This is a genomic window from Micromonospora sp. NPDC049139 (genome assembly GCF_055586845.1).
The window spans coordinates 77,518-97,388 of the sequence record NZ_JBVJHK010000016.1 but is presented as its reverse complement, the minus strand read 5'-3'; the positions used below and the strand labels follow the sequence as shown (position 1 = coordinate 97,388).

The 19,871-nt window shown below is 69.3% G+C and carries 13 protein-coding genes; 5 read left to right on the top strand and 8 right to left on the bottom strand.

All coding sequences use genetic code 11. From position 1 onward, the window contains the following. Window positions 1–34 precede the first annotated feature (34 nt). On the top strand, window positions 35–4,234 hold the full coding sequence (locus ACZ6Q9_RS24335) for a LamG-like jellyroll fold domain-containing protein (protein WP_396829649.1): 4,200 nt from the start codon (window positions 35–37) through the stop codon (window positions 4,232–4,234). Window positions 4,235–4,528: 294 nt separating this feature from the next. Here the strand turns inward: ACZ6Q9_RS24335 and ACZ6Q9_RS24330 are convergent, their stop codons facing one another. Further along, window positions 4,529–5,146, bottom strand: a complete 618-nt coding sequence (locus ACZ6Q9_RS24330; RefSeq protein ID WP_396829648.1) for a TMEM175 family protein — start codon at window positions 5,144–5,146, stop codon at window positions 4,529–4,531. A 221-nt stretch (window positions 5,147–5,367) separates the two neighbouring features. Between ACZ6Q9_RS24330 and ACZ6Q9_RS24325 the strand changes: the two genes are divergently transcribed. Beyond that, window positions 5,368–5,625: a hypothetical protein gene (locus ACZ6Q9_RS24325; RefSeq protein WP_396829647.1), complete on the top strand. Its 258-nt coding sequence runs from the start codon at window positions 5,368–5,370 to the stop codon at window positions 5,623–5,625. Window positions 5,626–5,896: 271 nt separating this feature from the next. Here the strand turns inward: ACZ6Q9_RS24325 and ACZ6Q9_RS24320 are convergent, their stop codons facing one another. Genes ACZ6Q9_RS24320 through ACZ6Q9_RS24295 form a run of 6 tightly spaced genes read right to left on the bottom strand, consistent with a single transcriptional unit; the run spans window position 5,897 to window position 13,342 of the window. Then, entirely contained in the window at window positions 5,897–7,567 is a 1,671-nt protein-coding gene (locus tag ACZ6Q9_RS24320; protein ID WP_396829646.1) for a glycoside hydrolase family 13 protein, read from the bottom strand. A gap of 35 nt (window positions 7,568–7,602) precedes the next feature. Then, window positions 7,603–8,472, bottom strand: a complete 870-nt coding sequence (locus ACZ6Q9_RS24315; RefSeq protein WP_393268709.1) for a carbohydrate ABC transporter permease — start codon at window positions 8,470–8,472, stop codon at window positions 7,603–7,605. Then, window positions 8,462–9,421 (bottom strand): carbohydrate ABC transporter permease, encoded by a 960-nt coding sequence (locus ACZ6Q9_RS24310; protein ID WP_396829645.1) that lies wholly within the window; start codon window positions 9,419–9,421, stop codon window positions 8,462–8,464. The genes ACZ6Q9_RS24315 and ACZ6Q9_RS24310 overlap by 11 nt, the downstream gene beginning before the upstream one ends. After that, window positions 9,418–10,692: an ABC transporter substrate-binding protein gene (locus tag ACZ6Q9_RS24305; RefSeq protein WP_396829644.1), complete on the bottom strand. Its 1,275-nt coding sequence runs from the start codon at window positions 10,690–10,692 to the stop codon at window positions 9,418–9,420. The genes ACZ6Q9_RS24310 and ACZ6Q9_RS24305 overlap by 4 nt, the downstream gene beginning before the upstream one ends. A 14-nt stretch (window positions 10,693–10,706) precedes the next feature. Then, window positions 10,707–12,302 carry an FAD-dependent oxidoreductase gene (locus ACZ6Q9_RS24300; RefSeq protein WP_396829643.1) on the bottom strand — a complete coding sequence of 532 codons (1,596 nt, stop codon included), beginning with the start codon at window positions 12,300–12,302 and terminating at the stop codon, window positions 10,707–10,709. Next, window positions 12,299–13,342 (bottom strand): LacI family DNA-binding transcriptional regulator, encoded by a 1,044-nt coding sequence (locus ACZ6Q9_RS24295; RefSeq protein WP_396829642.1) that lies wholly within the window; start codon window positions 13,340–13,342, stop codon window positions 12,299–12,301. The genes ACZ6Q9_RS24300 and ACZ6Q9_RS24295 overlap by 4 nt, the downstream gene beginning before the upstream one ends. Window positions 13,343–13,514: 172 nt before the next feature. Here ACZ6Q9_RS24295 and ACZ6Q9_RS24290 point away from each other — a divergent pair, with 172 nt between their 5' ends. Both ACZ6Q9_RS24290 and ACZ6Q9_RS24285 read left to right on the top strand, forming a co-directional pair. After that, entirely contained in the window at window positions 13,515–15,917 is a 2,403-nt protein-coding gene (locus ACZ6Q9_RS24290) for a hypothetical protein (protein WP_396829641.1), read from the top strand. Window positions 15,918–16,369: 452 nt separating this feature from the next. Further along, the gene (locus tag ACZ6Q9_RS24285; RefSeq protein WP_396829640.1) at window positions 16,370–16,546 is read left to right on the top strand and encodes a hypothetical protein; all 177 of its coding nucleotides are present in this window, start codon (window positions 16,370–16,372) and stop codon (window positions 16,544–16,546) included. A gap of 97 nt (window positions 16,547–16,643) precedes the next feature. On the opposite strand, the gene ACZ6Q9_RS24280 is transcribed toward ACZ6Q9_RS24285, so the two are convergent. Then, on the bottom strand, window positions 16,644–17,552 hold the full coding sequence (locus tag ACZ6Q9_RS24280) for an aldose 1-epimerase family protein (RefSeq protein ID WP_393455181.1): 909 nt from the start codon (window positions 17,550–17,552) through the stop codon (window positions 16,644–16,646). A gap of 269 nt (window positions 17,553–17,821) precedes the next feature. On the opposite strand from ACZ6Q9_RS24280, the gene ACZ6Q9_RS24275 reads away from it, so the two are divergent. Further along, on the top strand, window positions 17,822–19,870 hold the full coding sequence (locus ACZ6Q9_RS24275; protein WP_396829639.1) for an extracellular solute-binding protein: 2,049 nt from the start codon (window positions 17,822–17,824) through the stop codon (window positions 19,868–19,870). Window position 19,871 lies beyond the last annotated feature (1 nt).

Here is a 19,871-nt window from a genome sequence, read left to right as displayed (position 1 = left end):
AACACCAACAGATGACCCCCGAAAAGGAGATGTCGTGACCACACGACTCCATCCGTACGCCCGGAGGTGGCGCCGTCTGACCGCGGCCGCCCTCGGGCTCGCGGTGGCCGGCGGTGCGCTGATGTCGCCCGCCCAGGCCGCTCCGGCCCTGCTCGGCACCAGCAAGGCTGCCACGGTACCGGCGGCCGACGTGCTCGACGTCGCCTTCACCGGCGGCGCCACCACCGACCGCGCCCAGGGCCGCGCCCCCACCACCTGGGGCGCTCCGAGCTACGCCACCGACGCGGCGTTCGGCCACGACCTGCTCAAGGTGGACGGTGTCGACGACGCGGTCTCCTTCGACTTCACCGACCAGTGGAGCAAGTTCTCCACCGGCTTCACCATCGAGTGCGTCTTCCGGGTCGACACCACCATGCCGGTGAGCCCCGAGAGGGACCTCTGCTCCGACAAGGAGGCCGGCGGCTTCTCGATCTACGTCAACGGCGGCAACCTCGGCACGATGGCCCACATCGGCGGCGGCTACAAGTCGCTGCTGGCCCCGATCAGCGGTAACCGCTGGTTCCACGCCGTCTCGGTCTGGGACGGCCGGACCCTGAGCCTCTACCTGAACGGGCAGCTGGCCGGCTCGACCGCGGCCACCGGTGCGCTCACCCCGCCGGCGTCCACCGCGCGCCGATTCGTGATCGGCGCCGACGCCGCCCCGACCGGAGTCGGCCAGTTTGCCCCGCCCGCCTCGTTCGCCGCGAGCAAGGTCTGGAGCACGGGACTGACCAGCGCTCAGGTTGCCGAGCTGGCGTCGGCCTACAACACCAAGCCGCCCGTCCCGGTGGCCGACGTCCTCGACGTCGACTTCGACGACGGCACCCCGAAGGACGACGCGCAGAACCTCGCCGTCACCATCCACGGCAACCCGGTGATCGCGCAGGACACCGCGGTGAAGGCGCGGGTCGCCTCCTTCGACGGCTCCGACGACGCCTACTCCTACGCCTTCGGCGACCAGTGGAGCAAGATCAGCACCAAGGTCTCCATCGAGTGCACCCTGAAGTCCAACGGCACCCTGCCCAACAGCGGTGAGCACTCCGTCTGCTCCGAGAAGGAGGGCGGCGGCTACTCGATCGTGATCTACGGCGACAAGCTGACCTTCACCGCGCACGTCGGTGGCGGCTACAAGTCGGCGCAGACCCAGATCGCCTCCGGCCGTTGGTACCACGCGGTCGGCACCTGGGACGGGCAGACGATCCGGCTGTACGTCGACGGCGTCCTCGCGGCCGAGGCACCGGCCGCCGGCGCGCTCGGGCTGCCCGGTGGCGCCGCCCGCAACGCCTTCTACATCGGCGCCGACGCGGTCAACCAGTTCTGGGCCCCGGCCTCGGTGCTCAACACCCGGATCTACTCCAAGGTGCTGACCCTCGACGAGGTCAAGGCGCTCAACATCGCCGCCTTCGGCGACGTCCGTGACGCGGGTGTTGCCGTCACCTCGACCGTCCCGGCCGAGGGTGCCCACCTCCGCAGCCCGACCGAGTTCAAGATCACCGTCGCCAACCAGGGCAACGCCACCGGCTGGCGGTACCTGCTCGACGGCGCGCCGGTGCAGGTCGGCCAGGAGATCGGCGCCGGCCTGAAGTCCGGCAGCCACACCCTGCAGATCTCGGCGACGGACGTCTTCGGCAAGCCGATCAGCAAGACCGTGAGCTTTACCTCCGACGCCATTCCGACCAGCGGCGGCACCGACGTCGGTCAGGGCAGCGGCCGGGTGACCCTCTCCGCGATCGCCCACAACCCCGACGGCGGCGAGGTCACCACCACCTTCAAGCAGGCCACCCCGAGCGTCCCGACCGGGGGCATCCAGGGTGTCGTCCCGGTGATGCCTTCGACGCTGGACTTCTCCTACAGCGAGGGCAGCCAGATCGGCACCGCACCGCGCCCCGACGGCAAGGCCATCGACAGCCCCTCCACGGGCGACATCCCCTTCCAGCGGTACGACGTCCAGGTGCCGGCGTCGGCCGAGCGCCGCCAGATCCTGTGGAACGGTGTGGTCGACCCCGAGCGCGCGGTCTCGCTGCACGCCTGGAACAGCACCACCCAGGCGTGGACCGAGCTCGCCACCGCCCGTGGCCAGGCCGAGGGTGAGACCGGGCTGAAGGCCGTCGTCCGGCCGGAACTGGTCGACAACGGCGTGATCCACGTCCTGGTCACCGGCCAGGACCCGTTCGCCGACGACCTGGCGCCGCGCGACGCCACCGCCGGCGCCCCGGTCAACCGGGACCACTTCGGGGACCCGTCGACCTACGACTTCTCGCTGGCCCACTTCACCGACACGCAGTACCTCGCCGAGGGCGCTGTCGGTGGCACGTACGACGACTTCGACGGCATCGACGAGCTCAGCGACAAGATGACCATGGAGGAGCAGGCGCTCTGGGCGAAGTCCTACCGGGACACCACCCAGTGGCTGGCCGACAACGCCGCCAAGCGGAAGATCGCCTACACCGCGCACACCGGTGACATCACGGAGAACGACTACTACGACCCGCTGGCCACCGATGCCAACGGCAACCTGCTCCGCCCCGGTCTGGACGAGCAGGTGACCAAGGAGTTCCAGTTCACTGCCGAGGCGCAGCGCACCCTGGACGCGGCTGGACTGGTCAACCAGGTCGTCGCGGGCAACCACGACAACCAGGGCGGTGCCGAGACCGGCCCGGACTCGCGGTTCAACCGGTACTACGGCCCGGAGCGCTACTACGAGGGGTCCAAGCTGTGGCCGGCCGAGTACAGGGCGTCGTACCACGCCTGGGACGAGACCACCGACGCCTCTGGCGCCGTGGTCACCCGCGGCAAGGACAACCAGAACAACTACGTCCTCTTCTCCGCGGGCGGTCTGGACTTCGTCGCGGTGGGCCTCTCCTACGGTGTCACCCAGGCCGAGGCCGACTGGGCCAGCTCGATCTTCCGGCGCTACCACGACCGTAACGGCATCCTGCTGACGCACGCCTACATCGCCCCGTCGGGTAAGCCGGACGGCCGAGGCGCCAACTTCTCCACCGACGGGTCGCGGGCGTTCTCGAGCATCGTCGCGGCCAACCCGAACGTGTTCCTGGTCCTCGCCGGCCACGAGCACGGCGTCGGCACCAACCTCAAGACCGGGGTCGGCGTCACGGTCGAGCACAACGTGGTCGAGCTGCTCGCGGACTACCAGTTCTACAAGATGACCGCCGGCGAGCTGTGGCCGGAGAAGGTCGACGCCAACGGCAACCTCGACCTCGACGGCGACGGCACCGTCGACCACAGGAAGGACGACCTGCTGCAGTTCGGCGCCAGCTTCCTGCGGCTGCTGCAGATCGACGTCGACCGGGCCCAGATGAGCATCGACACCTACTCGCCGATGCTCGACAACTTCGGTGCCACCGAGTACGACGACCGCAAGCGCTACAACGGCGCGGAGGACAATATGGTGCTGCCGATCGACCTGTCGTCACGGAAGACCAGCTTCAGCACCGACGGTCTCGTTCTGGTCACGCCGACCGACACGGTGATCGGTCAGGACACGGTCAAGTCGGGCTGGCCGGCCACGGTGGAGTGGAGCGGCCTGACCGAGCGCGAGCTCTACGCCTGGACCACCACCAGCCGCACCGGCGACGGTGACCAGGTGGGCTCGGTCGACCAGTTCGGCGGCATCTTCATCGCCACCGCCGCCGGCACGGACGCCACCGCGCCAGTGCTGACCGTCCCGGCCTCGACCTCGGTCAAGCAGGGCCAGGCCTTCGATCCGCTGGCCGGGGTCACCGCGGTGGACAACACCGACGGCGACGTGACCGACCGGATCCAGGTGATCGGCACCGTCGACACCGCCACCCCGGGTAGCTACCCGCTGACCTACCTGGTTTCCGACACCAACGGCAACCAGGCGGTCGCCAACCGGGTCGTCACCGTCACCCCGGCCCCGATCGTGGAACTCACCCCGACCTCGGTCCGGGCCAACGACGTGCAGGTCAACTGGAAGCAGACCTTGAAACTGACCGCAGCCGTCACGCCGACCACGGCGACCGGCCCGGTGCAGTTCATGATCGGTGAGGACGTGCTCTGCGAGGCCCCGGTCAAGAAGGGCACCGCCTCCTGCACGGTCAAAATGCTGCCCGGCCCCGGCACGCACAAGGTGCGGGCGGTCTACGGCGGCGACAAGACCCACGCGGCGTCGTACGACGAATTCACCCTGACGGTGGTCGATCCCAAGCGCTGATCGAGGGGTTCAACGGGGGGCACCCCGGAGCGGGGCCGGTCCCATCGGGCCGGCCCCGCTTCACGTCGTACGCCCGGTACTCCGACTTTCTGGCGGGCTCACCCCTCCAGCATGGCGGCAAGTCTCGGTGGTTCGCGGCTCGGCGTCGGGAACGGCGACCCATGCTGCCCAGTGGCTGCTCGGGCGTCGGGGAACTGGTCCGGACGGGCAGGGACCCGCTCGAATTCTGGTGCATCTCCCGGCGGCGAGCAGTGATCGACGACTGGGCCGACCGTGCCGTGCTCACCGCCCTGATCAGGAGTCGGGCGTCTCCTGCTGGCGGACCGCCCGGTCGATGCGGCGGTCGGGTACAACCCACATGATCGCCACGACGACGAAACACGCCAGGGCTAGCCCAACTCCGACATGTCCGCTCCTGTCGATCAGCAGAGCGCTGAGGATCCCCGCGACGTAGAGAACGGGCGAGGCCTTGCCCTTGATGTCAGTGCCGATGGCCCGCCTCAGCACCGACGCCGGTCCCTGCTGCCGAATGATCACCGTCTGGAGCACGAAATATGCGATGGCCGCGCTGAGCAGGTTCAGACCGTAGATGACGACTGGGATCGGCTCGAACCTTGAGTCGTCGACCCAGGCCGTCGTTAACGGGAACAGCGACAGGCAGAACAGTAGCGCCAGGTTCGCCCACAGTGCTCCGCCACTGACCTGCCGTACCAGATGGAACATATGGTGATGGTTGTTCCAGTAGATGCCGACATAGACGAAGGTGAGGAGATACGTCAGCAGCCCGACGCCGGTCGTGCGGACAAGGTCAGAGAGGTCGTGACCTGCCGGGACTTTGAGCTCCAGCACCATGATCGTGATGATGATGGCAAGGACGCCATCACTGAACGCCTCCAGCCGGTTGGTCGGCACCGCACGACCCTCCTTCTTCCTCAGTCACGCGGTCGTGCACCGCGACCTGGTAGGGGACAAGCACAATCACGGCAGGCCCATGAGGCTAGGGCGACCGGCTCGGGGCCGAGCATGCTCGAACTGCCGGACGACCTGTCACGGTTGCAGCCCGGTCAGATCGTCCATCTGTCACCGCCGCGGTCGGCCCGGCTGCCGATGCCTGGGCGATCACGCTACCGCCCGTGCCGTTCTTTGCAGCCGACCGCTTCGATCGCACGGTCTTCTGCCCCGGCACTGACGGACTCGGGATCACCAGAACGGCGATCCGCGGCGAGATCGTCAATCTACCTGGAAACGACCTGTCCGCACTGACCAACCGAACCTTCGACCTCCCGATCAACCCGTACGCTGGCTACATCGATGCGAGCTTCTACCAGCCGGCCCCGACTCGACACGAGCGAGCGGCGTCGCCCGCCAGGTACCGCGTGGAAGATCGGTGACGGGGTCGGTGCGGCGCCCGCCTTCGCCGACCTGTGCCGGTTCTACCGGATGGCCGCCGCCCGTGGCAGCGGTGTTACTCGCCATCACCTGACGCTGCCCTGTAATGCCACCGGTCGGGTGGGCCGGCAGCATCGCTGGCAGGTCGCCATGGAGCACATACCGGTGACCGTGGCCGACCCATCGGAAGGCAGGGAGTCGGCTCGCCGGCCCAGCCGGCGGTCGGGGTGCGGAGAACTTTGCCAACGCCTGCCGTCGATCGGTCCCGTCTCGCTATCCGGGCACCACCCAGACGGCCGTGTCCGGCGGCAGCCAGCCCTCGTCCAACGGGCCGCTGCCGAGCACGACCGTCCCGGCGACCGGAGACTCGATCGGGCGGCCCGACAGGTTGACCACACAGGCGAACGCTCGATGAGACCCCCGGGTGAAGGCGAGGACCCCATCGGGTGCGGGCAGCCACGCGAACGGGCCGTCGCCGAGCGCCGACTGCCCGCGCCGGCAGGCCAACGCGCGACGGTACAGCTCCAGCATGGAGTCGGGGTCGCCGGTCTGCGCCTCGACGGTATGGTCACGCCACCCGCGCGGCTGCGGCAACCACGGCTCGCGCGCCGCATCGGCCGGACTGAAGCCGAACGGCGGCTCCTGGCCCGACCACGGGAGGGGTACCCGGCACCCGTCCCGTCCGAGGTTCTCGCCGTGGGTGCGGAAGAACATCGGGTCTTGGCGCAGCGCGGCGGGAATGTCCTCCACCTCCTCGAGGCCGAGTTCCTCACCCTGGTAGAGGTAAACCGAGCCGGGCAGCGCCAGATTGAGCAGCAGGGCAGCGCGGGCCCGACGCCGGCCGAGCGCCCGATCGGTGGGTGCGCCGAGCTGGCGGTATTGAAGGGTGAACGACGTGTCGGCGCGGCCGTAGCGAGTCACGTGCCGAGGCACGTCGTGATTGGACAGCACCCAGGTGGCCGGGGCGTTGACCGGGGCGTGCAGCGCAAGGGTCTCGTCGATGACCTGGCGCAGCGCGGTCGCGTCCCATGGGCAGCCGAGAAAGGCGAAGTTGAACGCGGTGTGCAGTTCGTCCGGGCTCAGGTACGCGGCGAGCCGTTCGGCGTCCGGCAGCCAGAGTTCACCGATCAGCGCGCGCGGCTCCGGGTAGCTGTCGGCGATCGCGCGCCACGCCCGGTACACGTCGTGCACCTCGTCCCGGTCGGTGTACGGGTGCGGGACCGGAAGGTCGTCCGGGTCGAAGTCGGCGAGCTCGCCGTCCTTCATCAGCAGCGCGGCCGAGTCGATCCGGATGCCGTCCACCCCGCGGTCGAGCCAGAACCGCAGCACGTCCTCGAACTCCTCGCGGACCTTCGGATGCTCCCAGTTGAGGTCGGGCTGCTCGGGTGCGAACAGGTGCAGATACCACTCGCCGGGGCGGCCGTCAGGGTTGACTGTCCGGGTCCAAGCCGGACCTCCGAAGATGGACTGCCAGTCGTTGGGCGGCAGTTCCCCGTCCGCGCCCCGCCCCTCGCGGAACCAGAACAGGTCGCGCGCGGCCGAACCCGGCCCGCTGTGCAGCGCCTCCACGAACCACGGATGCGCGTTCGAGCAGTGGTTCGGCACCACGTCGACGACGATCCGGATACCGAGCGCATGCGCCTCGCGGATCAGGTCCTCGGCCTCGGTCAGGGTGCCGAACACCGGGTCGATGGCCCGGTAGTCGGCGACGTCGTAGCCGGCGTCCGCCTGCGGCGAGGCGTACCAGGGGTTGAACCAGATCGCATCGACGCCGAGGCCGGCCAGGTGGCCCAGGCGCGCGCGGACGCCCGCCAGATCTCCGATGCCGTCACCGTTGCCGTCGGCGAAACTACGCGGGTAGATCTGGTAGATGACGGCGGAACGCCACCATTCGGCGGGCACCGAGCGCGCCTTGTCCGGCTCAGGGGTTTCGATCTCATCCACGGAACGACCTGCTTTCTCGTGCATCCGCCATCCCGTCAGCCCTTCAGCCCGGAGTGCGCGATGCCTTCGACGAAGTGCCGCTGCGCTGCGACGAAGACGATGAGCATGGGCACCACCGACAACGTGGCTGCCGCGAGCTGGGTGCTCCACATCTCTCCGCCGTAGGGGTCCGTGTAGCGGGGCAGGGCCTGGGGCAGGGTGAACAGCTCCGGTGACGTGAGGTACACCGTGGGCTCGAGGTAGAGGTTCCACGAGGCGAGGAACGTGAGGATGGCGACGGCGGACAGGGCGGGCCGCGCGAGGGGCAGGCTGATGCGCCACCAGATCCCCGTATGCCGTAAGCCGTCGAGGCGGGCGGCCTCCTCGAGCTCGACCGGCAGGGCGATGAAGAACTGCCTCATGATGAAGGTCGCCAGGACGCAGGGTGCCGCCAGAGCGGTCACGAGGATCAGCGGCCAGTGGGTGTTGACGAGGCCGGCCTGCTTGAACATCTGGAACAGCGGCACGATGGTGACCTCGCTCGGGACGAGGAGGCCGGTGAGGACGACGATGAACAGGACGTTGCGTCCGGCGAACCGGATTCTGGCGAAGGCGTAGCCCGCGAGACTCGAGACCAGAAGCGTGATGAGGGTTACCGCGGTCGCGATGTAGAGGCTGTTGAAGTACTGCCTCGCGAAGGGCTGGAAGGTGAAGACCTCCGCGTACGCGGCGGTCGTCGGCGAGGCGGTGAACATCGTCGGTGGTGCCTTGAATATCTCGCTCAATGGCTTGAACGACGACGTGACCATCCACACGGTGGGGATGACGAACGGGGTGGCGAGCAGGGCGAGCGAGCCGATGAGGACGGCGCGGCGGACCACGCGGGCGCCGCGGCCGGGTCGGGCGGTGGCGGTGTCAGGCCTCATAGAAGACCCACTTCCGGCGAAGCTGCCACTGGAGCAGCGTGAGGAGCATGACGAAGGTGACGAGCATGAGCGCGAGCGTCGACCCGTAGCCGATGTTGTTGAACTCGAAGGCCTGCTGGAAGACGTAGTAGACGAGCACGGTGGTCGACAGGCCGGGGCCGCCCTCGGTGAGCACCGCGACCTGAGCGAACGCCTGGAGGGCGCCGACGACTGTGATGATCGCGGTGAGCAGGAGGGTCGGCGAGATGAGGGGCAGGGTGATCCGCCGGAAGATCGTCCGGTTCGAGGCTCCGTCGATACGGGCCGCTTCGTGGAGTTCTGACGGCACCCCTTGGAGCGCGGACAGGAACAGGACCATGTTGACGCCGACGCTGCGGATGACCTGCGTGACGATGACGGATGCCATGGCGGTGTCGCCCTGCTGGAGCCAGTTCGGGCCGTCGACGCCGACGAGCGCGAGCAACCCGTTGACCCCACCGTTGTCCTGGAGGAGGAATCCCCACACGAGCGTCCAGGCGACGACCGAGACGACGACTGGGGAGAAGAACATGGTTCGGAAGAGCGCAGCGCCGCGGAAGCGCCGGTTGAGCAGGACCGCGAGGAGGAGCCCGAGGGTGATGTTGAGGACAACGACGCCGAGGGAGAAGACGGCGGTCGCGCCGAGCACGCGGGGTAGCTGCGGGTCCCGGAACAGTTCCGCGTAGTTGTCTCCCCCTACGAACGTGAGCTGACCGGTGAAGATGTTCCACTTGTTGAGGCTGTAGTACACGGCGAGACCGACGGGAACGATGACGAAGGCGAGCACGCCGAGCAACTGCGGTGCGATGAAGAGGTAGCCGACGAGGCCCTCACCTCGCCGGGTGCGCTTGGGACGGCGCCGTGGCGGTGGCCCTGCGGCCGGGGCGGCGTCGTGCTCCGCCCCGGCCGTGAGAAGCGGTCCGGTCGTCACTTGGCGAGGACGGGGTCGAGGGTGGCGCAGACTGATCCGAGCACGGCGGGCACGTCGGCCTTCTCGGTCCAGAGAGCGTCGAGGGCAGCCTTGCCCCTCTTGGCGACCTCGGCCGGGTTCGTGTGGTTCGGCAGGGTGACGGCCCCGCGCAGTTGGTCGACGACGACGGATTGCAGTTGGGCGGCGGAGAGCTTCTTGTTGTTCTCCGCGAGCTTGTCGCCGGTGAGCAGTGAGGCGCGCGGCGGCGGGAAGTACTGCGCGAGGAGGCGGGCGTTCTCGGGGTTGGTCAGGTATGCGAGGAAGTTCGTCGCCTCCTCCACGTGACGGCTGGAGGCGAGGACTCCGACGCCGGCCTGCCCGATCACCGAGTAGGCGCCGGCCGGGCCCTTCGGCAGGGGGAGTACGTCGAAGGCGAAGGAGCCGTCGAGCAGTGACGCGCGGGAAACCTGGGCGACGGTGAAGGCGGCGTCGCCGGCGAAGAAGTCGACCTTCGTCCCCGGCCCCGGCATCGACTTGTCGACGAAGGCCGCGTTGTGGAGGAAGCGCATGGCGTCGGTCATCTGCGGGCTGTCGAAGGTGCACGTCTTTCCGTCCGGCGACCATGCCGAGGCGCCCCAGCCCGTCCAGACGGTCGCCAACATGTTCCACGACGAGTAGTCGAAGTCGCGCACGACGAAGCCCGCCTTGCCGGTCGCCGAATGGACCGCGGCCCCGATCGTCGAGACCCGATCCCACGTGAGGCCCGCGGGGTCGAGCTTCTGCCCTGCGCGGGCGAGAAGGTCCTTGTTGACGTAGAGCGCGAAGGGCGAGTTCGAGAACGGGTAGGCGAACAGCTGACCGTCGGCCGAGAACTCGGCGGTGACGCTGTTGAGGAGGTCGTCGTAGCCCCACTCCGGTGTTGCCTTGAGGTGGTCAGTCAGCGGGACGAGCGCCTTGGCGGAGATGAGGTCCTTCGACAGGTCACCCATCCAGACAAGGTCGGGGGAGTTGCCGCCGGCAATCTGTGTCGTCAGCGTCGAGTTGTAGTCGGCGAAGGGGAGGCTGTCGAAGGTGATCGACTTGATGGCCGGCCGGGAGGCCTTGTAGGACTGCGCGATCGAGTCGAGCAGTGCCAGCTGGTCCTTGTTCGACGTCCAGACCGTCATGCGGAGGTCGACGCTGCCGGGGGCGGCCGACGAGGCCTGCGGCGATGCGGCGGAGCAGCCCGACGCGGCGAGCCCGACGGCTGTCGCGAGTGTGAGGGCGGTGAGAAGCTTCCTTCGGGTGAACATGGTCTTTCTCTTCTCTAGTAGCCGGTGATGTGGGGCCAGTGGATCTCGACGCCCGCCTTGACGAGGCGGGCCTGGAACTCGGCGACGAGGGCCTGGTCGGCGAGGACGGCGGCCGGCAGCACGGATCGTTCGATGCAGAAGGCCGCGAGCTCGCCGGCGGCCTCGCCGACGTTCCACTCGACCGGGTGCAGCCGGTACGCGCCGTTGGTGATGTGCGTCGTGCCGATGTTCTTCGCTGCGGGCAGGAGGTTGGTGGTGCGCAGGGGTACGAGCGCCCCGAGGGGGATCTCGAAGGGCGCGCACTCGACGTCGATGTAGTTGTCGCCCCCGGTGGAGGGGTGAAGGTCGATCCGGTACATCCCGACGCCGACGGACGCCTCGAAGCGCGCGGGATCCGCGTGACCGCGGGCGGCGACGGAGATGTCCTGCTCGACGATGGTCCGGTGGGCGCGGATCCGTCGTGACTCGCGGATGTACGGGGCCTGGGCGAAGCCGTCGTCGGTGCCCACGACGTCGCCGCGAAGGCGCAGACCCGGCCAGCCACGGCCCCCGTCGGGTCGCGGTGCCTCGGTCTGCAGCCAGTAGAAGTACGCCCGGGATTGGGCCTTCGCGGCGGCGAGGTGCTTTTCCCGGTCGGCGACGTCGATGATCGAGCCGCCGACGTAGTCGAGCTGCGGCCAGTTGGCCAGGACGATGTCGCTCTCGTAGAAGCCGGGTCGGAAGTTGCGCCGACAGGCGATCCTGCGGAACTGCCACAGGTCGCGGTCGCCCGGGTCGACGCGCGGGTCGCCGGTCGGGTCCTGCTCGGGGTTGACGTGGAGCGTACGTGCCTCCGGCTCCAGGGTTCGCGGATTCGGGGCGGTGAACGACAGCATCGGCGCTCCCCAGAAGGGCAGCTCGTGCTGGCGCCACTCGTCGTAGTTGGCCGGGCGCTCGATCGTGTGGTCGCCGGGCGCGTGGTCGAACGCGAAGCACCAGGCAATGGCCTGCACGTTGCTCACATCGGCCAGCTCCGGCGCGCTCGGCTCGCCGGTCTCGGTCCGTGACTCGGTGCCGACGACGTACTCGGTGTTGGTCAGTGGGAGCAGATCGCCGGTCTCCGTCGCGTCGAGCACGAAGGGCGCCGCTACGGTGGTGAGCTCTCCGGACCGAAGGTCCTCGACCACGACGGAGCGGACCGCGTCGTCGACGACGACCGCGTCGACCGGGCGTGCCTGCTGCACCAGCACGAGCCGTCCGCTGGAGCGATAGGGCGCGAGCATCTGGTCGATGATCGCGACAGCGACTCTCGGCTCATGGCACAGCGCGCTGACGCGTCCCCGGCCGGGGTTGAGCGCGCGGTCCGTGCGAGCCTCCTCCGACAGGGGGTAGAAGGACCGGTAGTAGGAGCGGATCCCCTCCCGAAGCGAGCGATAGCGGGCGGTGACGCCGAACTGCTCGACCCACACGTGCTCGTCGGGCGGAACGGCCTGGGACGTCAACTGGCCGCCGAGCCACTCATGCTCCTCGGTCAGCACGACGCGCATGCCGCGCTCGAGGGCGGCGAGGGCGGCCGCGACGCCGCCGAGCCCGCCGCCGATGACCGCGACGTCGGCGGTGATGGTCCTCATGCCGGCCGCCGTTCGACGACGGTCTCGCCGGCCTCGAGATCCGCGCTGAGGAGGCGCTGGGTGTCGAGGGCTTCCCACTCCTCAGGCGTTGTTGTGATGAGCTGCTGGAGCAGGGCGAGCGCCTCCGCGGCGACCTGCCTGCGTCGCACGTGGAAACCGGTGAGGGCGCGCTCGCCGATGCGGTGCCCTCGTACTTCGGCGAGAGCGGCGACGGAGACAGCGTTCGGCACGTCGAAGCCCTCGGTGTGCAGGACGTGGACGACGTCCTCGGCGAGGAAGGCGTCCTCGGCGAGGACGAGCGTCGCCCCCGCGTCGCGCACGGTCCCGGCCACGGCGGTCAGGTCCTCGTCGGTGACGAGGGTCGTCCGGAGCCGGCGCGTGGCGGCGGGGGACTGCACGGCCCCGCGCCGGTCGCGCGCCGTGGCGGTCTCGCGGCCGCGGTGGACGTAGACGGCCCGTTCGTGGCCCAGCCCGACCGCCCGGTCAATGAGGTCCACGGTCGGGGCCGCGTAGTCGATCCCGACGTACGGGACCCGAGCGTCTGTCTCGTCCCGGCGTCCCACCGCCACGAAGGGGAAGCGCTCGTCGACGAGTCGATCGAGATCGGCCCCGTCCATCTCCTGGCCGAGGAGGATGCAGCCGTCCGCGAGCCCCAGGCGAGTCCTGCGGTGGAAGAGTTTGCGCCTCCCGTCTTGGACCGGGGAACTGGTGAAGAAGAGGAGGTCGCAGCCGAGCGTCTCGGCGCTGCGCTCGATGCCGTTGAGCAGCGGCCCGTAGAAGTCCATGCTCTCCGGGGAGAGGGCGGGCTCGTACGTGAAAACGCCGATGATCTGGTTGTCCAGGCCCGCGAGGCGCCGCGCCGCCGGGTCGGCGACGTAGGCCGATCGCTCGATCGCCTCCATGACCCGCGCGCGTGTCGCCGCAGGGATGCGCGCGGTGGACCCTTCCCGGTCGTTGAGGACCGTCGACACGGTTGTCTGGCTCACGCCGGCGATGCGGGCGATCTCGCGTTGAGTGATCTTGCGGGACTTGGACGTCATGTGGTCTCCACCGTGATAATCCGTATCTGCACCCAGGGATGGTGAAGATAATCCGTATCAGCGGTGTCGCGCAAGAGTCTTGACGGCGCCATCGCCGGCAGTCCACGATGGCGCCGACTCATCCGCAGATACGCATTATCACTCGGCGTCCGCCGGGGAGAGGAAGGTCGCCATGGCGTCACCACGGCCCCAACAGCCCAGCCTGACCCGGCGCGGGTTCCTCGGAGCGACCCTCGTCGGGGGAGTGCTCCTCATGGTCGAGCCGAGCCCGGTGAGCGCCGCCGCCACCGCGGGTGACATCGTGCTGTCGGCGGCGGGGATCAGCGTCGTCGGGAGTGTCGGTGGGCGGCTCGCGATCCGGGACGGGGCTGGCACCATCCGATCGCAGGGGTCGCGGTTCCAGGTCAAGGACCGGATCACGGGGATCCACACGTCGACCGGCGGCCTCCCGAGCCTCGTCGAAGGCGCGGACGGATCGCCGATGATCCGCATGGACTACACCTTCGGCCCGGCGGCGGGCGGGGTCGCCGTCCACGCCCTCGTGTCGGTGTCGACCGACCGCGCGCACATCGAATGGCACGTCTCGGGCCCCGAGACCCTCGTGCCCGAGGGGTTCCTCTTCAGCCGGGCGATCCTCAGCCCGACGGAGCCGGACGACTACGTCGCGGTGACCGAGTGGGTGCGAGACGGCGGGGGCGGCATCCCCTTCGAGGTGACCTCGGGCGTCGCGCACGTGTCGACGTGGGCGACCCTCCACGGCATGTTTCTCCTCCAGCGGTCCCGACAGGCCTGGACGAACTCGACGTGGATCCACGCGCCAGGAGTCCTCCAGAATGACGGGACATACCGGAGCGAAGCAGACTTCTTCTTCAGTGCGACCCGACCATCGGCGACGGCGACCATCGGTCGTGGTCGCGACCTCGGCATCGAGCTGTGGACAAACCGCGACTTCAACATCTGGCAGGCCGGAGGCGAACCGATGGAGGTGACGGCCCTGGTCGCGAACGGCGGCGCCAGCGACCGGGTCGTCAACCTGATGTGGTGGGTCCGGGACTTCGACGGCGCGCAGCTCGCCACGGATGTCGCGCAGATCACCGTCCCAGCGCGGGCCGCACGGGAGCACACGTTCAGCCTCCCGGCCCCGCCCGCAGGCATCTGCGTCTGTGAGGTCACGGCGTCGTCAGGAGGGGACGAGGCCTTCGCCCGTACGAATCTCGCCGTGCTCGAACCGCACACGTACGAGGCGGGTGCATCGAGCATGTTCGGCATGGCCAACTATCCGTGGCTGCAGCGGCCGTCCGCCGACGCGCTGCTCGACCTGTGGCAAGCCGTCGGGGTCAGTGTCGTCCGCATCTCGTATGCCGGGGGACCGGGCCTGCCGCCGAGCGCCTTCGACGAGCGGGGCATGCGCCACAACATCGAGCTCCAGCCATCCCTGCAGGTCACCGACGAGCAGGCCGCCGCCTGGGCCGCGTCGAGCCTGGCGACGGCGCTCGATGCGGGGGCAGGTTACTTCGAGGTTGGCAACGAGCTCAATCGCCCGTTCAACACCGGGCTGGCGGCGCAGGCCTACATCGACAAGGCGCTACGCCCGGTGGCGGATCGTGCCGCCGCGATCGGGGCGCCGATCAAAATCATGAACAACGGCCTGGCGGGCATGGACAAGCCGTGGCTCGAAAACTTCTACGCAGGCGGTGGCTGGGACCTCATCGACGCCTTCGCCTACCACCCGGGGCGGGGCAACTTCACCCCCGACTACGTGCCGGACGGTGACGACTGGGACGCGGGAAGCACGGGAACCTACTGGAACTTCCTCGGCGGCCTGCGGCAACTCAAGGCACTCATGGCCGAGTACGGCGAGAAGGAGATCTGGCTGACCGAGGCGTACGCGTGCACCCGGCCGAACGCCTGGTGGAACGACACCTACCGGCACGCGGCGGAAAACGTCTTCCTCACCCTCGCGCTCGCCAAGGCGGAAGGGGTACGCGGGGTCTGCTGGTACCAGTTCCACGACAGCGTCCTCGGCAACCCGCAGGTGGCCGATCCGGGCAACGTCGAGTACCACTTCGGCCTGATGAACCGTGACCTCAGCGCAAAGCCGTCGCTCCTGGCCTACGCGAACGCGGCGCGGCTGCTCGACCGGGCCGACTTCATCGGGTGGCTCACGTTCGCCGACCCGAAGACCAAGGGGCTGCTCTTCGACACCCCGGACGGCGAGGCGGCGGTGCTGTGGAACCGCGCCGACGGCTACCTGCTCAACCCCGATCACGACCCGAGCGGGTGGTACTTCCCGGCCCCGGAGGTCTGGGTCGACCCGTGGCCGACAAAGACCGAGATCACGGCCGTCACGAAGGCTGACTCAGTGCGCCAGGTCGACTCCATCGGGCAGGTCACCGAACTGCCGGCGACCGGCCGCACCGTGTCTCTCGTCCTGGATGGCGCACCGCGCGTCTTCTACGGGCTCGCCCTCGTCGGCGCCCGTGACGATGCGGGCACCTGGGTCGCGCCGGGCGTGCTCCGCGTTCCCGAGGAAAGGGCGCGGTGGCGCCGGCAGTTGCGGGGCCAGCCCGGCTGAGGCTGTCCCGGGCTTGCGCGACGCCAGCGGCACCCGCGACAACCCGACGGCCCGGACCGCGAAGGTTCGGGCCGTCGGCCCCTCGGCCAGCGTCCATCCGACCACTTCGCCGGCAACGGCCCGGGTACCCCGCGCGGCCCATCCAGTTTCCGTTCGCCCTGGTCATCCAGGCCGCGCTGGTCCGCTACCAGACCCGCTACCGCCGGCCGGTCGCCGTCTACTACTGCCTCGACGGCAGCGGCTCGATGGGCGACAACGACGGGTGGACCGGGCGCCAACGACGTGCTGTCCGCGTACGCGGCGGCGTCGAGGACGGCCGTGCCGCAGATCGCCCGGGTGATCCAGACCCCTACCGTCCGCCCGGAAACCATCCTCGAGGTGGCCGAGTCGATCGACGCCCAGGCCGGGGCATCGAGGAGGCCGTCCGCTACGGCCAGCAGAAGCGGGCCGAGGTGGTCACCGCCATCGTCACCGCCAACCAGTCGATGTCGGAGTCCTCGCAGAGACTCAGCCGAACCGTGGTCGACCTGGTCACCCGCGCCAAGGAACCGGTGGCGCTGCCCGCCGGGCCCCAGCTTCCGGCGGCGCTGCTGGAACAGGCCCCGGCCGTCGTCCCCGCCCCGCGCTGACCAACGCGTCACCGGCGATCGTCGCAGCCGGCCGAGACCGGTACAACGTCACCGCGTCGGCCTTGAACTGCGCGGGGTAGTGCTTCATCAGCATCTGTCAGTGGGGGGTGATGCCCCAGGAAGCGCTCCACGGCTCGTCCGGCTTGAGCACGATCAGGTCGCGACCTGACCGCAGGGCATCCGGCGGGCAGGTCATCGGCTCCACCGCGATCGACCGCCGGTGGCGGGGCGACGGCACGCTGTCGGCCGTGTACACCTGCCACCAGGCGAACGCAGCGTCGGCCCACACGCTGGTGACCGGCGCGTCTGGGGTGCCGAGCGTGACGGTGTGCCGATCTCGGCTGGCCAGGATGACGTCGCCGAAGGCGGTGCCCAGGCGGGCGGTCCCGATCTGCTTCGGGACGGTGTAGTCGAACTCCGAGCCGGCGACCTTCGCCTCCCCGATCGGCAGATGGCGCGCGTCGAAGAGCAGCCGTGACCGGGCCGGGATGCGTAGCCAGGTCTCGTCGACCGAGACCGGCGGCAGCAGGTAGGGGTGGACGCCCAAGCCGAATGGCGCCGGCTCCGCGGCGTCGTTGGTCGCGGTGTGGGTCACCGTCAGGCCGTCGCCCGCCAGTTCCCACCGGGTGGTCAGGCTGAGGCTCCACGGGTACCCCGGTTGTGCCGGAAGGTCGAAGCCGAGCGTGACGGCGGACGGGGTCTGCTCCAGCAGCCGCCAGGGGGCCCAGCGGACCAGGCCGTGGACGGCGTTGTGGGTCGCCGGTTCGGACAGCGGTAGCCGGTAGGTGTGCCCGCCGAAGGTGTACTGCCCGTCGCGCAGCCGGTTGGGCCAGGGCGCGAGGACTTGACCGGCGCCGGCCGGGCAGATCTCGTCCTCGGCGTACCCGTCGACGACCTCGCGGTCTCCGGCCTGGTAGGTCCGCAGGCCTCCGCCGACCTCCACGATGACGGCGGTCTGGTTGCCGAAGCTGATCGTCCATTGCGATCCCGATGGCGCTTTAGGCATGCGCGAACCTTAACTGACCGGCACTGGTTCGATCATGGCGTCTCGCCTCCGGGGACGGCCATCGGGGCCGGGGTGAAGGGCGCGGTGGCCGCGCTGGTCGGCGGCCGTCCGGTGGGGTCGGTTCCACATTCGACCCTGGTGCGACGGTGGCGTCCCAACTCCTCGTCGTCGGAAATCTCGGGCCGTGAGGTTGTGAACTGGGACACAGCTGCCTATGGTGCTGCTGTAACCGGTTTCAGGGATCGAAGACGTAACGGGTCGGTGGTGGCATGAGCAACAGTCGGCTGACGGTCCGGGAGATCGCTCGGTTGGCCGGGGTCTCGGTCGCGACGGTGTCCCGGGTCTCCAACGGCACCGGGCAGGTGTCCGAGGAGACCCGCCGCCGGGTGCTGCGGGCCATCGAAGAGCACGGCTATCGGCCGGACCATCTCGGCCGGGCCCTGGCGGCACGCCGGCACGGCGCGGTCGGCCTGGTCTTTCCGGGGTTGTCCGGGCCCTACTTCTCCGAGCTGATCCAGGGCTTCGAGTCGGAGGCGGTGAAGACCAGAACCAGCGTCCACATTCTCTGCACCCATCTGCGCGCCGACTCGAAGGCCGAGGTCATCGAGATGGCCCACCGGGTCGACGGCCTGGCGGTGCTCGGCGGAACCGTCTCCCACGACACGATCGAGGAGCTCGCCACCATGCGTCCGATCGTCGTCCTGGCCGGCGACGGGCCCGCCCGAGTGCCGGCCGTGCGGGTGGACAACACCGCTGCGACGGCCGCGCTGACCCGGCACCTGCTTGCCGACCACAGCTTGCGCCGGCTGGAGTTCGTCGGCGACCCGAACGGCTCGCCCGACGTGACCGAGCGCTGGGCGGGATTCCGCCAGGCCCATCGCGACCTGGGGCTGCCGCTGCCCCGGGCTCCTCGTCATCCGCGGCAGCTGCGGCTGCCCCACGAGCACCACACCCACACCCACCGGTTGACGCCACACCCCCAGATCGCGCCACAGCGGCACGAGCCGAGCGGCGTCGGCGACCACCCCAAGGAAGGGAAAGCCATGAAGAAACACTGGAGGTACGCCACAGCCCTGGTGGCTGCCCTTGCGCTGGGCGTGACCGGCTGTGGCCGGGACGACGGCGGCTCGGGTTCCGGTGGCCAGCCCGCCGGCAAGGAGATTGCCGAAGGCAAGGCCAAGGGCGAGATCACGGTCTGGGCCATGGGCGCCGAGGGCGAGAAGCTGACCGCGCTCGCCGCCGAATTCACGAAGGAGAACCCGGAGGCCAAGGTCAACGTCACGTCGTTCCCCTTCGACGCGGCGCACGACAAGATCGCCACCGCCATCGCGGGTCGGCAGACGCCGGACGTCAGCATGATGGGTACGACGTGGATGGGGGAGTTCGCCAAGACGGGTGCGCTCGACCCCACCCCCGACGGGATTGTCGACAAGAGCAAGTTCTTCGAGGGCGCGTGGAACACCACGGTCGTCAACAGCACCTCCTACGGCGTCCCGTGGTATGTCGAGACGCGGCTGATCTTCCACCGCAGCGACCTCGCCGCGAAGGCGGGCGTGCAGAAGCCGACCAACTGGCAGGGGCTCACCGACTTCGCCAAGGGCATGAAGGACAGGGGCGGCGCCAAGTGGGGCATCTACCTGCAACCGGGCGGGACCGGCTCGTGGCAGACGTTCATGCCCTTTGCCTGGCAGGCCGGCGCCGACATCATGCGGGACGGCACGTTCACCCTCGACACCCCGGAGATGCAGAAGGCGCTGGAGTGCTACTCCTCGTTCTTCAAGCAGGGACTCGCGTCGGCGCAGCTCGCCCCCGAAGCCGTGGGACCCGGCTTCATCAAGGGTGAGGTGGGTGCCTTCGTGTCCGGCCCGTGGCACATGGGCATCCTGCGTGAGGACGGCGGCGCGGCGCTCGAGGGCAAGTGGGACGTCGCGCAGATGCCCCGCGAGAAGGCCGGCACCTCCTTCATCGGCGGCTCCGACCTGGTGGTCTACAAGGACTCCAAGAACCGCGACACGGCCTGGAAGTTCGTCCAGTTCCTCACCACGCCCGCGGCGCAGCAGAAGCTGTACGACCTGGTCGGCAGCCTCCCGTCGGTGCAGGAGGCCTGGCAGTCCGGCAAGCTGGCCGACGACCCGCTCCTGAAGGCGTTCGGCCAGCAGCTCAAGGACGCGAAGTCGGCCCCGGCGATCGCCACCTGGGAGCAGGTCGCCGACGTCATCGACGACGGCATCGAGCGGGTGGTCCGCGGTGTCTCCGATCCCGCCACCGCCACCAAGGAGATGCAGGCCAAGGCGTCCTCGATCGGCACCGGGAGCTGAG